11 protein-coding genes are annotated in these 14,729 nt (G+C 33.8%); all 11 read right to left on the bottom strand.

Going from position 1 to position 14,729, the window contains the following annotated elements; translation table 11 throughout:
- Positions 1-70: 70 nt before the first annotated feature.
- The 11 genes from H0I27_RS01395 to H0I27_RS01345 all read right to left on the bottom strand — a co-directional run bounded on the left by H0I27_RS01395 (position 71) and on the right by H0I27_RS01345 (position 14,725).
- Positions 71-2,407, bottom strand: coding sequence for a glycoside hydrolase N-terminal domain-containing protein (locus H0I27_RS01395; RefSeq protein WP_218732164.1), 2,337 nt, complete (start codon positions 2,405-2,407; stop codon positions 71-73).
- 126 nt (positions 2,408-2,533) lie between these two features.
- Positions 2,534-2,716, bottom strand: a complete 183-nt coding sequence (locus H0I27_RS01390; protein ID WP_218732163.1) for a hypothetical protein — start codon at positions 2,714-2,716, stop codon at positions 2,534-2,536.
- A 304-nt stretch (positions 2,717-3,020) separates the two neighbouring features.
- Positions 3,021-3,323, bottom strand: coding sequence for a hypothetical protein (locus H0I27_RS01385; protein WP_218732162.1), 303 nt, complete (start codon positions 3,321-3,323; stop codon positions 3,021-3,023).
- A 312-nt stretch (positions 3,324-3,635) separates the two neighbouring features.
- Positions 3,636-5,303, bottom strand: coding sequence for a glycoside hydrolase 43 family protein (locus tag H0I27_RS01380; RefSeq protein WP_218732161.1), 1,668 nt, complete (start codon positions 5,301-5,303; stop codon positions 3,636-3,638).
- An 83-nt stretch (positions 5,304-5,386) separates the two neighbouring features.
- On the bottom strand, positions 5,387-6,457 hold the full coding sequence (locus H0I27_RS01375) for a glycoside hydrolase family protein (RefSeq protein WP_218732160.1): 1,071 nt from the start codon (positions 6,455-6,457) through the stop codon (positions 5,387-5,389).
- A gap of 20 nt (positions 6,458-6,477) precedes the next feature.
- Positions 6,478-7,305 (bottom strand): dienelactone hydrolase family protein, encoded by an 828-nt coding sequence (locus tag H0I27_RS01370; RefSeq protein ID WP_218732159.1) that lies wholly within the window; start codon positions 7,303-7,305, stop codon positions 6,478-6,480.
- A gap of 3 nt (positions 7,306-7,308) precedes the next feature.
- Entirely contained in the window at positions 7,309-8,319 is a 1,011-nt protein-coding gene (locus H0I27_RS01365; RefSeq protein WP_218732158.1) for a family 43 glycosylhydrolase, read from the bottom strand.
- 65 nt (positions 8,320-8,384) lie between these two features.
- Positions 8,385-9,851 carry a GDSL-type esterase/lipase family protein gene (locus tag H0I27_RS01360; protein WP_218732157.1) on the bottom strand — a complete coding sequence of 489 codons (1,467 nt, stop codon included), beginning with the start codon at positions 9,849-9,851 and terminating at the stop codon, positions 8,385-8,387.
- 183 nt (positions 9,852-10,034) lie between these two features.
- On the bottom strand, positions 10,035-11,606 hold the full coding sequence (locus tag H0I27_RS01355; RefSeq protein WP_218732156.1) for a sialate O-acetylesterase: 1,572 nt from the start codon (positions 11,604-11,606) through the stop codon (positions 10,035-10,037).
- A gap of 6 nt (positions 11,607-11,612) precedes the next feature.
- On the bottom strand, positions 11,613-12,662 hold the full coding sequence (locus H0I27_RS01350; RefSeq protein WP_218732155.1) for a glycoside hydrolase family protein: 1,050 nt from the start codon (positions 12,660-12,662) through the stop codon (positions 11,613-11,615).
- 92 nt (positions 12,663-12,754) lie between these two features.
- Positions 12,755-14,725: a sulfatase gene (locus H0I27_RS01345; protein ID WP_218732154.1), complete on the bottom strand. Its 1,971-nt coding sequence runs from the start codon at positions 14,723-14,725 to the stop codon at positions 12,755-12,757.
- Positions 14,726-14,729: the final 4 nt, after the last annotated feature.

Raw genomic sequence — 14,729 nt, 5'->3', positions numbered from 1 at the left:
CACCTGATGAAACATTTTAATGCTTAATCAGGCGTTTTTTAATCTAAAAAAAATATATCTATCCGATATATTAATAATTAAATGTTAGCACTTCTCCTTTTTTAGTTGCTATTTCTTTTACGTCATCATTGTAACGAAGTTTTAAAGTGTTTCCTAATTTAGAAGTAACTACTAACGTTTTCAATTTTCCTAACTCCCAAGTCATATCAATCTCAAAACCTTTTTTAGCTACAATTCCTTTTATACTTCCAGATGCCCAAGCTTCAGGTAACGCTGGCAATACATGAACTTCTCCGTTATGACTTTGCATCAACATTTCTGTAATACCAGAAACAACTCCAAAATTTCCATCAATCTGAAAAGGAGGGTGTACATCTAAAAGGTTTGGTAAAGTAGACTTTCTTTGCAACGCTATAATATTTTCATAAGCTTTGTTTCCTTCTAACAAACGTGCATAAAAATTAATAATCCAAGCTCTACTCCAACCTGTATGTCCACCACCTTTAGACAACCTTCCCTCAATTGTTTTTTTAGCAGCTTCAAATAATTCTGGTGTTTTAGATTTTGAAATTTGATTTGATGGATGCAAAGCATATAAATGGGAAATATGTCGATGCCCAGGTTCAGCCTCTTTAAGCTCTCCAACCCATTCTAACAATCTACCATCTTTACCAATTTCAAGCGGAGGCATTTGCTTTATTTTCTGTTTTAAAATAGCACTGAAATCTTGATCAATATTTAAAATTTCTGCAGCAGCAATACAGTTTCTAAACAATTCAAAAACAATTTCACGATCCATAGTTGGTCCCATATTCAAAGTAGCTTTTTTACCATCTTTGGTTAAAAAGTTGTTTTCTGGAGAAACAGATGGACCCGTAACGAAAAGTCCTGTTCTAGGATCTTTCACCATAAAATCAACAAAAAACAAAGCAGCTTCCTTCATAATTGGATATGCCTTATTCTTCAAATATTCTTTATCCTCTGTATATTCATAATGTGTAAATAAATGTTGCGCACTCCAACCTGCACCCATTGGCCACATACCATATCTAGCCTTTCCATTAGCAGCAGTTGCGTGCCAAATATTACTAGTATGATGCGCTACAAAACCTCTAGAATTATATGTTTTTTTAGCAGTAATACGTCCCATTTCGCGTAAACCATCAATATATTCTAAAAATGGTTCATGACATTCTGCAAGGTTTGTCATTTCTGCCATCCAATAATTCATTTGAACATTGATGTTAATGTGATAATCAGAGTTCCAAGGTGGTGTAAATCCGGTTGCCCAAATACCCTGTAAATTTGCAGGTAAAGTACCTGGTCTAGAACTACTAATTAATAAATAACGCCCAAATTGATATTGCAATTGCGTTAAATAATTATCTGTAACTCCTTTTTTTACTTTTTGCAAACGTACATCTGTAGGAGAATCATCTCCTTTACTATCTGATAATTTAAAAGAAAGTCTGTTAAATAACGATTGATAATCTGCAACATGTCTATCTAACAAATCGTTATAAGACGTTTTTGCAATTTTATTAATTACTTTATGATTTTCTTGTTCAAAATCTAATCCACGATAATTACTAGAAGCAACCACTTTAATTTGCACCTCATCTGCATCGGTAATTACTAATTTTCCATCTTTTACTGTTGATGTTCCTCCTTTTGTTTCAAAATGAACTAGGGCATGAAATTTTACTCCATGACCATTACCTACATGTTCTGAAAACTCAATGCTATTTTCTGAAACAGAAATTTTAGTTTGTTCATTACGTTTTACCCAAGAAGAGATATTTATTTTTCCTTTTTGATCTGCAGTAAATTTATAGACCATTGCTTTATCAGGGAAACTAGAAAAATAGGTTCTAGTATACTGAACATCATTGCTTTTAAAATTGGTAGTAACCACCGATTTATTAATGTCTAATGCTCGCTTATAATTGCTAATAGAGTCTAAATTTGGAGTCTCTATAAATAAATTCCCTAACATTTGGTAAGTATCTGAACCAGTAGGTAAACGATCTGCTAGAATTTTATCTTGCACCATTGCCTCTGCTTCCATATATTTCTCATCAAACAGCAGTTTTTGTATGGCAGCAATATGTTTACCAGCATCTTTTTTATCTCTATTGTAATCTTTTCCTCCTGTCCAAATAGTTTCTTCATTCAAACAAATGATTTCTTTTTTAGGTGTACCATAAATCATGGCTCCTAAGTTTCCATTTCCAATAGGAAGCCCTTCATTCCATTTATTAGTTGGTTGATTAAACCAAATATTTAGAGGAGACGCTTCTTTTATTTCTTCTTTTTGAGTACAGCTAAAAAAAGTAAACGCTATTAAGGTTACGTAAGCGAACTTTTTTATGAATTTATTGTGGATGTTTATCCAGGGCATTTTCATCATGTTTCTTTATTTAGTTGAGGTTTATTTTTAGTTTTATTATTTGATTAATTTGTGATCTGATATTTATTTAATATTTGCTATTCTTTGAACCATCTAAGTTTACTAATGGTTTTGGTACATCATTCATAAAATTCTGAAATGCCTTCTTATTTTTTCTGGTTTTTCAATAGTATTTCCTTTTTTAGAATAAGAAGCCGCTTTCCAAAGATTTCCACCAGTAACCAGTATTGTTTTACTTGCAATACATACTGCCTGACTATAAGACCCCTGATTATAGGTTCTAGAAAAAGAAACACCACTATCCATAAGACGATCTAAATTAGGTCATCTGCAAAAATAAAAAGAATATTAGGTTGCTTTTTTTGTTGTGCTTGTAAAGTAATTGACGTAAACACTAAGAATAAAATTCCTACAAATGAATATTTTTTTACCACGTGATGATTTTTACTCAAAAATAGACAAAAGTAGTTATGTCTAAGAAGCTAAACCGTATCATACTTAGTATAAAAATGTTGCATTTAGCAAAAAAAAATGATAATCGTCCTTTATCAACTATTCAGTTACGATTAAAGAAATACATCAAAATAAAAATTGCAAGTACTCTATTTGCCTATAAAGTCTGATGACCATATTTAAATACCCTCACCAAGAGGTATAAAATAGTATAAGAATCATCCCTTTTTTTTATGGCAAGATACAGAACCGTTGGTTGATTATTTTCTACATAAACAAACGGACGTTCCATACGATTGGGAATTAAAAAACCTCCATCTTCCAATTTTAATTTCTTACGACTGACCTCATAATTCTCTGCTTTTTCCCAATGCAAACCATCAACAGATGTCATTAATCCGATATAAGAATGGGCATGAAAAACAGCATAAAAGACAGCTTGTTCTTTATCGAACCACATAGAAACATCTTCGGTAACTAAATCTTCTTACAGGGTTTGGTGGTATTTTAAAAGGGCTTGTTGTTGATAAATAAGTTACCTGGTTTATAGCAATATGAACACTACTTTCGATAGTAATCTTATGATCTTTTTATTCATGTTATGTAGTTTAAGTTCTGTACCTAACTATCAGTGTCGCTAAGTTAAGATGTATTCTTATTCTTGAGACCAATTTAAATCAGTAAATATCTCAAAACCACTTTTAGATCGTAAATCAGCAGTTAAGCCATTACCGGCTTTCAAGTTCTTTACATTTACAATCCAATCCTAAATTTATTCATACTCATACTCAAACCAATCGATATCCACATATCCTGAATCTTCTATATCGTTCCAGCAAAAGACGCCTAATCGATCACCAGACCAACGTCCAAATACCAGCTCGAATTCAGGACCAAAACGCTCAAAATTCTTGTTGTCATAGCTGTATTCGAAAGAGGCGCTATTACCACTATTGGTAGATTTAAAATAAATAATAGCTTTCTCAATGCTAGGGCCGTCTATCTCAGTTCCCTTATCATCCATAAAAAAGAGATTTCTATTTCCTTCGGCATCCATTTTAACACCAATGAGATGGCTTACTCCTGCAAAACGAGCATATCCAGCTCGTTGTCCTTGTGTCATTCCTGACACATCAAATTTGGCACTGCTAATACCTGCTTTCGTGCCCATAATACGCTGACTTAAGGTGTTAGAAGCCCTCCAAAATGATGATGCTCCTTTGTGATAATAATAGTTGCTCAATGGTACCAAAGTGCTAGCTTTAAGTCTCAACCAGCCTGTACGTTCGGTCAATGACCAATGCGAGTCACGTGGGTTATGGTTCCATTCCCACTGATGTCCTAGTTCGGAGGAAGAAAAATCGTCTGAGGTTTGTATTTTTAATTTTTCAGGTGCTATTATATTAGGCATTTTGTACCTTCTTAAAGGTTCTCCAATGCCATCCTTGTCCATATCCTCTCCTATGATAGGCCAGCCATTTACCCATTCTACAGGTTGTAGACATTGTGGTCTTCCCTGAAAAGGGGCATCTATGTTCTGAATTAACTGATGAAAGTACCACCACGAGCCATCTGGCGCCTGGTTTAAAGATCCCTGGCTGCAACTGCGCTCAAAGCCATTCCCTTTTTCAAGCAACACTTTTTTGTCGTAAGGACCATAAATGCTATTGGTTTTTGAGCGTAAGGCTATTTGTTTACGGTCTTCTTTATCTCCATCAGGTGTCATAGACCATTCCGATAAGAAGATAAACCACTGATCATTGACTCTATATATTTTAGAGGCTTCAGCTCCTGGACCTTTATAGAAGACGGTGCCTTCATCTTCTAAGCTCAATCCGTCCCAACTCATTTTAAAGATAGCATTCTTATACAGGTATTTATCTTTATCTTCTTTCGTTCTGCTTCGACCTATATTGGCGACTAGCCAAGCTTCTTTGTTCTCATAATCCCAGAACACACTGGGGTCATCTGCCACCTTCTTTTGAGATATCATCTTTGTGGGTGTAGTCCATTGCCCGTAAATATCGTCGGTAGTAGTAACAAACAATCCGTGGCTAGGATCTATCACATAACAATACCAGGTACCTTCATGGAACGCTAGGTCTCCAGCCCAAACCCCTCGTTTATAACCAGCCATCCTATCCCAATTATATTCCTTACCCCAACTGATACTGTCATAAACATGATTAATAATTCTCCAGTTGACCATATCGTAAGATTCAAGAATGATCATCCCGGGGGAATTATGTTTCTTAGAAGATATCATGTAGTACTTATCGCCATGACGCACTACATCAGAATCTGGATAGTCGGCATTAAGGATAGGGTTTATAAAAGTGCCATCCCCTTGGTCACCAAATGAGTGAATTGTTTTTTTTTCTTCGGTACCTTTGCAGCCAAAAACAATAACAATTAATAAAAGGAATCTAAAAATCTTCATTTTTCAATAATTTATATAGAAGTGTAATATATTTTTATTTGAACTGTTTTAGTGAATATACTCGGGGCAAGCCCAGAGGATATTTACCGAGTTTTAGATTCATGTAGTGGAATAAATATCGTATAGGAATCATCTCCTTTTTTTATGGCAAGACACAAAACCGTTGGTTGATTATTTTCTACATAAACAAACGGACGTTCCATACGATTGGGAATTAGAAAACCTCCATCTTCCAATTTTAATTTCTTACGACTGATCTCATAATTCTCTGCTTTTTTCCAATGCAAACCATCAACAGATGTCATTAATCCAATATAAGAATGGGCATGAAAAACAGCATAAAAGACAGCTTGTTCTTTATCAAACCACATTGAAACATCTTCTGTGTCTAAGTCTCCAATAACAGGGTTTGGTTGTATTTGAAAAGGCCCTGTTGGTGATGTAGAAATCGCAATTGCCTGGTTTCTGATAAACTTTTTCTCATTGGGTTTATCTCCTTTTACAATTAAGTAATACTTACCGTCTTTCCCTTGGTCAATTGCAGGATTCACAGTGATGTTAGCTATGGGTCCAGATGGTTCTATTATGGGAGTTTCCATTCTTTTCCAAGGACCATTAATAGAATTTGAAACCGCTACTCCGGTTCTTTGATTTTTACGTAGCGTTCCTCTATCTGGGTCTTTTAACGGTTTTGTACTTAATGCAATTAAATCATCATTGGTAAATTCCTTACCACCCAAATTAGTGGCGATATAATAAAGGTAATATTTGCCTTCAAAATATTTAATTTTAGGATTGTGAGCCGTAATTTCATCCCAACTTCCTTGACCACTTCCTTTTAAAACTGTCTCCTTGTATTTCCAAGGACCTGTTGCTGTATTGGATTCTGCATGTGCTATTTCCGAAAAAGTTAGCCATCCATTAAACGTATACTCTCTTTTCCATCGGGAATAAAACAAATGATAGGTAACTCCTTCATCTTTTAGAATTGAACCTCCCCAATTGTAATACAAAGAATCACGAAAAATTCCATTTTTTTGCAAAGGCTTCATCATTTTATGGATGTCTAGACTGATCTCTTTTTCTTGTGACACAGCAGTAATAGAACAACTTAACAATACAGTCAATAAAAGTTTTACGAGGAATTTATTCATGTTTTTATGTTTACTTATTTTTAGTTTTTATGCTGACTAAAAAGCCAATCAACCAATGATGGATTTTTCCATGCCAATTCGTACGAATTATGACCAACATCTTTGTAAATAGTGAAACGAGCTTTATGCTTTTTAAAACGAGTTAAAGATTCAATCATCTCTGTAGAGCCAGCAAGTGGCACTGTAGGATCTTTATCACCATGAAAAGCCCAAATAGGAATTCTCTTTATTTTTTTTGCCATCGATGGATCTCCTGCCCCACAAATAGGAACCGCAGCTGCAATTATTTTGGGATAACGCATCACAAAATTCCATGTACCATAACCTCCCATAGACATCCCCATAACATAAACACGTTTTGTATCTACAGCATATTCCCGAACTACTTTGTCAAAAATTTCTTTGGCTAATTTCATAGGATCACTCACCGGAATGTCCTTAAATCGATAAGAACCCTCTTTCCAAGGCACATTTACCCACTGTTGTTTATTAGGACACTGCGGCATTAAAATAATACTTGGATGTTCTTTTTGTACTTCAGCATCCATCCAACCTGCAACCCAAGGTCGTAATTGTTTCAAATTGTCATTTCCTCTAGAACCTGCTCCGTGAAAAACTAAAACTATGGGATATTCTTTTTTAGGATTGTAATTGTCTGGTAAAAACAATCGATAGGGCATTTTTGCTCCATTTTTATCAGTATAAATATAAGCGTTTGTGTTTTGCTCATAAAATGATTTATCTTGTTCTTTAAGATAATCAGTAGAAAAACTATTATCTAAATATAGTGTTTGAGAAAAGACACTTTGAGTAATTAAACATAAAAATAATATGGTTATTTTTTTCATAAACTACTTCATTTCAAAACGAACCAAATAGGTTAATCCTTTCTTTTGAATCATTGAAATTCCCCAACCAGGAACTTCAGTTGCCAAATTTCCATTTTCTAAATGCGGACGATACAAACCTGGTGCCATTGGTATCTTTTTTAAACCGTCTTGTAAAACAGAAAAGTGCTCTCCATCTTTAGAAAAATACAACGTTTTACTAAGTGATGCCAATGAAACAATGCCACCATTTTGATTCCAAATTAAGACTTCGTGACTTTTATCTAAAAAATAGCCCTCATGCTTTTTAAAAGGTCCCTCAGGTTGGTCAGCATACGCTGCATTCATTTTTGTTCTTTTCGGCCCTTGTTTTCCATCACTAATAGATCTTCCTTTATAGAATAAACAAACTTTATCATCTCTAACTAACAAACTAGCATCATCAATTCTAAAACTGTCAAAATCTGATGCAACATCACTAATTTCCAATACCGGATTATTTTCTACTCTAACAAAAGGACCGTCTGGACTGTCTGAAACCGCAAGACCTATGGCTGTGATATCAGTAGTACCATTACCTTCAAACTCCTTCTCTTTATTTCCTGGAGTAGGTTTTACACCTGTGTAATACAAGTAATATTTCCCTTTATGAGCTAAGATATTTGGCGTAAAAACAGAATGACTATCAAATTCACCTTCCTTTCCTAAATCAAGCGCCATTCCTTGTTCTTGCCAAGTATGTCCTTCATCTTTTGAAGTTGCATACCAAATGGTTGCCCAATAACCTGGAGTAATCGGACTATCCATACGGCTGTACCAAATATAATACGTGTCTCCTACTTTGATAATATCACTATTATCTCTTCTATTATACACAGCATCTTTACCAATACCTGTGATATCTTGATATGTAAAATTTACAGCCTCTGTTTCTGTTTTTACTTCTTTTTCTATTTTTTTCTCCTTTTTTGTCGTGTTACAAGAAGTGATTAAACTTGCGAATATGATTACAATTCCTAATTTTATTTTATGCATTTTATTTTAATATTAAGGTTGGTTACAGATGCTTTTTTTAATTCTAATTTCACTAAATAAGTAGGTTATTTAATTTTTTTGGCTATTTTCTTAGCTAAAACTTTATATCCTTTTTGATTTAAGTGAACACCATCAACAGTGTACTTATAGGCTTTTTTCATTAATTTATTTACATCTATCAAATTCACATTTTCTTCATTTGCAACTTCTCTAACAATAGGAATTACCCATTCATGCAAGTTTGCAATACGTTGCTTTATTTTTGAATCTCTACTTTTTTCATGTTCGTAAATTGGTAACGGAGTTAATACATAAATTTCAGCTTTTTCATTATTACTTTTATAGGCTTTTATCAATTTTTTATATTGACTTTTAAACTCTTCTTGAGGTGTACCTACAAATTCCGTTTTTCTAGTTTCATCTAAACACCACTTTACATTGGCATCGTTGGTACCAAACATAATTAAAACAACATCTGGCGTAAATTTTAATGATTTTTTATATTCCTCCTTTTTAAAATAAGGATGATTTGTTCCTTCAATTAAAGTTGCACCACCTTTTCCGAAATTTTTTACTTCGTACTTATTGCCTAGTTTTTCTTGTAAAAATTTAGGATATGTAGCTTCTGTATTGCTATCACCAACACAAGATACCTTTTGTATGTTTTCAGAAAGTGTTGGTTTTCCTTTTAAAAAGCCTAAATTTTCTAAAAAAACATCCGTTTTATATGTAGTTAAATTGAAGTATTTATTACCTGCTCCTTTTCTAAAGAAATCGCCATTAAAAAACCCATGATCAGCATCTTTAATCGCAACCAATTCACATTCATTACCTGCTTCTTTCATCAATCTAGTAAAACGTTTTGCATTTTCAAATGGCACTGTTTTATCTTTAGTTCCATGAAAAATTAACATAGGTGGCATATTTTTTTTCACCTGATGCGTTGGAGAAATTTCTGTTTCTCTACCTGCTACTTTTTTAGCACCATATCCTTTTTCTGTAGTATCTGAAACAGGATTGTAAGCAACTACTGCGTTAGGAACAGAACTTACGGATAAATTTTCATCAGCATTTTCTAATCCCTTTATTACCGCTGTAGTTAATGCCACATGTCCGCCGGCAGAACCTCCACTTGCAACAATTTTGTTGGGATCTATGTTTAGTTTTATCGCATTTTCACGAACCCAACGAATGGCAGATTTACCATCTTCTACACACTCAAAAGGAGAAGTGCCGTGTGTCTTTTTTATTCTATATTCTGCAGAAATTGCTAAAATACCTCTTGATGCAAAATATTCACTTTGTTGATAAAATTGTTTTGGAGAACCACCTGTCCAACCTCCACCAAAAAAGAAGACTATTGCTGCGGTTGATTTTTTAGATACTTTAGGCTTAAAAACATGCAGATATAAACTATCTCCATCAATCACTTTGTATAAAATTTTACTATCCGGAGTAATATCTTGTGCTCCAATATTAAAGATTGTACAAACGAGAATTAAAAACGTTACTATTATTTTTTTTGATTTCATTTTATGACGATAAATTTAATACTACTATTATTTTACTTGAAATACACTTGTAATTTCATCAATAGAAACACCATATCTTTTTAGTTCTCTTCAATTCATATTCTAGCTTTTGGTTAAAAAGGAATGAATTTTAAATCTCTTTTTGTTATTCACCAGCTTTTAAATAAAGTACTGAAATATTACCTATGGTTTAAAAGAATCTGTTCTAAAAGGATACGCAGGTAAATCTGCTTCATTTACCAAATTTACATTTGGTTTCCCTGTAAAAGCATAACGAACGTAAAGTGGTTTCTCTACTTCTGAAATTTTTATTACTACTTTATTTCCTTTTAATTTTGCGTCTGCTGGAAACCATTTTCCTGATGCATCTGACAACCAAAAACCTGTTGGAGCTTTGCCATCAGTTGTCTTTAATTTTTTTACATTATTAAAACAAACAACAATGGTGTTCTTTTTTATTTTCACTTTTTTTAAGGTTGGCCCCAACGCTTTTACCTTTTTATTTAAAACATTTTTAAGCGCCATTAAAGACAAACGTTTACCAACGGGTAATTTATCTTTAGGATGAATGTTTTTTACATCACCTAAATCAATCGTATTTATTACCGATGTATTGGGTAATTCTAATGCCTTTAATTGAGATTCTCGCATCCACGCCCAAGAATGTGCGTTTGGACTTTTAGGATCGATATCTTTATCAGTATTTAAAACTTTACCATAACCAGGAAGCATCACTACTTGAAAATTCAATTCTTTATTACCCCAACCTTTTCGGTAACGTTTTATCCATTCTTTAAGTACATCTCCGTATTTTAAGATTCCTGAATTTCTAGAGAACCAAGGTTCTTTTAGCATTCCGTTCATAGATTGGGCATTTCTTTCTCCTTGATACCAAACCAAACCTCTACAAGCATACGGAATTAACGGATGCATCATGGCATTATATAGCACATTTGATTGTCTACGTAAAAAAATATCCTCGTCTTTTTTCCATGGTTTTGGTCCGTCTAAAATAGCTGTTATTCTATATTTTGTTTTGATGTCTGTATCAAACTCATCCATCATTACTTTAAAATGAGGTACGGTTTCTGTCATATCTCTAGGCATCCACGCTTCAATGGATGAACTTCCCCAAGATGTTAAAATAATACCCACAGGAACATTTGCTGATTTCTCTAAAAAATAAGCGAATGAAAACGCCACCGCACTATTTGGATAATTCACCTCCCAAGTACCTTCGCAACTATCTTGAGGTTCTAATGCAACTGTGTTTTTTACTTTAAAACTTCTTATGTTTTTTGCTGATGGAATTAGTTTTTTTACCTCTGGAGCCCCATTTACAGAAAATTGCATGTTCGATTGCCCAGAACAAATCCAAACTTCCCCCACTAAAACATCCGATATTTTTATCGCTTTTTCATCCATCGAAGATGATATAATCATAGTTTTTGGTTCGAAACTTCCTTTTAAAGCCGATAACTTTACACTCCATTTACCATTGGAATCTGCAATAGTTTGTTTTTTATAATTTGCAAAGTGAACAGTAATTGTTGAACCTGCAGCTGCTTTTCCCCAAACAGGAATTGGCATATCGCGCTGCAAAACCATGTGGTCTTTAAAAAGGGAACCCAGTTGAAATGTAGTTTTAGCAATTGATTTTAATACAGGTTTTGTTTCTGCAAAAATAGAAACCTGAACAAACAATACTAATAAAATTATTAAGCAACGAATACTAAAACCAAAATTTCTTTTCATTTATATTTATTCAAAAGTTATCTTAAACACATGAGAACTACTACCATAACCTGGCTTAACCTGAACTCCAGTTGCTAAATACAAATAAGCTGGTTTATCATCAATAAAAAGAATTTGAGCACGCTCTAAATGTCCATCTTTTTTACCTCTATAAGAAACAGCTTCTTTTAAATATTCTTTGCCCACATAATGTTGTAAATCTTCGTAAGCACGCACTGTTTTTTCTGCAGGAAAAGAATAACCATCTCCAGATTTCCATAACAAACCTCCACCTCTATTTCCTAAGGCACCTCTAAAATCTCTACTCATCATGTATACCGAATCTTTCATAGTAAAAGCATACGCATCTTCTAACGGCATTTTTTCTTCGGTTACTCTTGTTGGGTTATGTATATATGGCCCTTCAACAGAATCAGCAACAATAACTCCATAAGAATACACATATCCTTTAGGTTCTTTTCTTACCACAGATTTGTGATATAAAAGATATTTGCCTTTGTATTTTATTAATGACGGATTAGAAACTCCTAATCTTGCGGTATAATTCCAAACTGAAGCATCTTTAGTTTGACGTAAAATAGTACCATCTGCTTCTCCTCCTTTTGCAGGTCTCCAGGTTCCATTTAAATCATCTGCAACATACATTACAATACGTTGCGTTTTTAAATCGTCGTTTTCATTTACAATAAAACAAAGCTGATACTCTCCATCAATATTGCTAATTGTTGGGTTGTGTGGCGAATTGAACAAACCATCTTTGTCTGGTACAACCACACCTAGATATTTGAAAGGTCCTTCTGGGCTATCACTTACATAATGACCAATTTCACAATCTTTATACCAACCATTAAAATTGGGTTGCGTTTTTGTAGACCATTGTGCAGCAAATAGGTGTGTTTTTCCATCTTTATCTTGAACAGGTGAAGACCCCCAAACGTGCATATCCTCTTGTTGAGCGGCATCTCCAATATATTCAAATTTCATTTTTTGACCTTCAGCACTACAACTGAAAAACATAGATAGTACTGTAATTAAAGCGATTTTTAGTAATTTCATTTTGATAACCATTCTTTTAAATTATTCTTTAAGTTATTTATCATTTAATTATAAAATAATTAAATAAGCAAGCCTATTAAAATATATTCTTTTTAATTAGGCAACGTAGGTGCCCAATCTTTAATTCGTTGTTTCTGAGTTTTGATAAACTTATTCGTTGATTTAGAATCAAACAATTGACTCATTGGTAATTCTCCTAGATTAATAAGAATTCCTCTAGCTAAAAACTTAATATCTTTATTTTTACCATGCTCTGCAAGGTATTTGATATCATCTGTAAATGGGGCAACTCGATTTCCTAATTCTTCTAATGCGGAAAGAGACAATTTGTTTCCTTCTTTTGCTTGCTCAATCAGCATCGAAATTCCTTTTTCAGGTTGACCAGCCAAAGCAATCGCTTCTGCAGCTGTTGCTGCTACTGAATGCCACTTGTCATCACATGCCATTACTAATTGATTTGGAATAACTTTTAAATCACCATGATACGCCATAGTTGTGAGTCCAGAAGCTGCCCAAAAGCGAAATTCAGGTCGTTTATGCTTTAAATATTTCAGAAATATTTCTTTATCTGAAATCTTACCTAAAGATGCTTTTTCAACCAAATCATAAAGTTCATTAAATGGATAATTTTCCGTTCTAACCCATTCATAAAGTGAAATACCACGACTTACAAACTCATCTCTCACCGCCTTTGGGAAAAAACCTAAATCGCGGGTTTTTCTAATGTGCATGGAAGCTTCCTTTCGTAAATTGCTTAAAGTTTTTGCATAAGCCAAATCATCAGCCAAATTATTCATATTCCAAGGATCCTTTTTCGAATCAAACAATGCTTCGTTGGCTTTTGGTTCATAATAAGATTTGTATTCTGGTTCACATTCTCCTTTGTGATATAAATCATCCCAAGCATTCTGAGACGGCATTCCCCATTGAAATGATTGTTTTAAGCCATGAACTTTATAAGGTGTATAAAATTTTATGTAATGGAAGGCACCATCATTAATTGCACGAGATGGATCGAAGTGAATTTCTGTATTTGTTCTAAAACTATGAGCGTAAGTACGTTTTTGTGCATCAGGTCCCATAAAAGGTTTTCCTTGCATGTGTTCGGGTATTTTAGCTCCCGTAACATTTAATAAAGTAGGACCAAAATCTACAAATTCTACAATCTGATCGCTTTTTTGACCTTGTTGAGCGGGCAATAAATGTTTCCATTTTTCTGGCGCAGAAATGATTAATGCCGAACGAAAACCAGTTTCATAAGGAAAAGCTTTTCCTCTAGGCAAACTACCTCCATGGTCTGAAAAGAAAAAGATAATGGTATTTTCTAGTAATTTACGTTTCTTTAAATCATCGATAAAAAAACCAACCCATTTATCTGCATCTTGCACTCCATCTAAATGCAATGCATAATCTGCACGCATTTCTGGAATATCTGGCACATGAGAAGGAAGATCTACCTCTTTAGGATTAATTTTTGATGGTTCTCTATTATCTACAGATACAGAAGTAATACGACTCATATGAGTAGTCATGTTATTAAATTGCGCAAAAAATGGTTTCCCCTTTCTATCTGCATCATTATAACTAACATTGGGTTTATCATCAGACAGGTAACCACTCATTTTATCCCAAACCAATGGATAGTATTTCTTTTGGACTTCTTTGGTGATATTGTAATCGGTTTTACCGGCATTTACACAAAAATATCCCTCTTCACGCAAGTACTGAGGAAAAAAGTATTGTTGTGGTACAATATGACCATTTCGATGCCAATCGTTACCGTAGGTAGTAGCATACGAACCACTTATTAAAGAAGAACGAGCAGGAGAACATTGTGGGCCATTGGCAAATGCATTGTTAAAAATTACCCCGTTTTTTGCTAAATAATCTAGATTAGGCGTTTTGATTGTTTTATTACCATAAGCAGGAAAAAGATAAGGGGAAGTATCCTCTACAACCAAAAATAAAATATTAGGCCTATCTATATTTTGAGCCTTGCTACAAATGCAAGAAAACAGCATTAATAATAGGGCAAACTTCAATTTAATTTCATGGTTTTCCATAATT

This window comes from Polaribacter sp. HaHaR_3_91 (assembly GCF_019278525.1).
Taxonomy (GTDB): Bacteria; Bacteroidota; Bacteroidia; order Flavobacteriales; family Flavobacteriaceae; genus Polaribacter.
This window is presented reverse-complemented; position numbering and strand designations above follow the sequence as displayed.

Bases quoted from the DNA above. Each gene is read 5' to 3' on its own strand.
- H0I27_RS01395 (WP_218732164.1), bottom strand. From the start codon at position 2,407: ATGAAAATGCCCTGGATAAACATCCACAATAAATTCATAAAAAAGTTC.
- H0I27_RS01390 (WP_218732163.1), bottom strand. From the start codon at position 2,716: ATGGATAGTGGTGTTTCTTTTTCTAGAACCTATAATCAGGGGTCTTAT.
- H0I27_RS01385 (WP_218732162.1), bottom strand. From the start codon at position 3,323: ATGTGGTTCGATAAAGAACAAGCTGTCTTTTATGCTGTTTTTCATGCC.
- H0I27_RS01380 (WP_218732161.1), bottom strand. From the start codon at position 5,303: ATGAAGATTTTTAGATTCCTTTTATTAATTGTTATTGTTTTTGGCTGC.
- H0I27_RS01375 (WP_218732160.1), bottom strand. From the start codon at position 6,457: ATGAATAAATTCCTCGTAAAACTTTTATTGACTGTATTGTTAAGTTGT.
- H0I27_RS01370 (WP_218732159.1), bottom strand. From the start codon at position 7,305: ATGAAAAAAATAACCATATTATTTTTATGTTTAATTACTCAAAGTGTC.
- H0I27_RS01365 (WP_218732158.1), bottom strand. From the start codon at position 8,319: ATGCATAAAATAAAATTAGGAATTGTAATCATATTCGCAAGTTTAATC.
- H0I27_RS01360 (WP_218732157.1), bottom strand. From the start codon at position 9,851: ATGAAATCAAAAAAAATAATAGTAACGTTTTTAATTCTCGTTTGTACA.
- H0I27_RS01355 (WP_218732156.1), bottom strand. From the start codon at position 11,606: ATGAAAAGAAATTTTGGTTTTAGTATTCGTTGCTTAATAATTTTATTA.
- H0I27_RS01350 (WP_218732155.1), bottom strand. From the start codon at position 12,662: ATGAAATTACTAAAAATCGCTTTAATTACAGTACTATCTATGTTTTTC.
- H0I27_RS01345 (WP_218732154.1), bottom strand. From the start codon at position 14,725: ATGGAAAACCATGAAATTAAATTGAAGTTTGCCCTATTATTAATGCTG.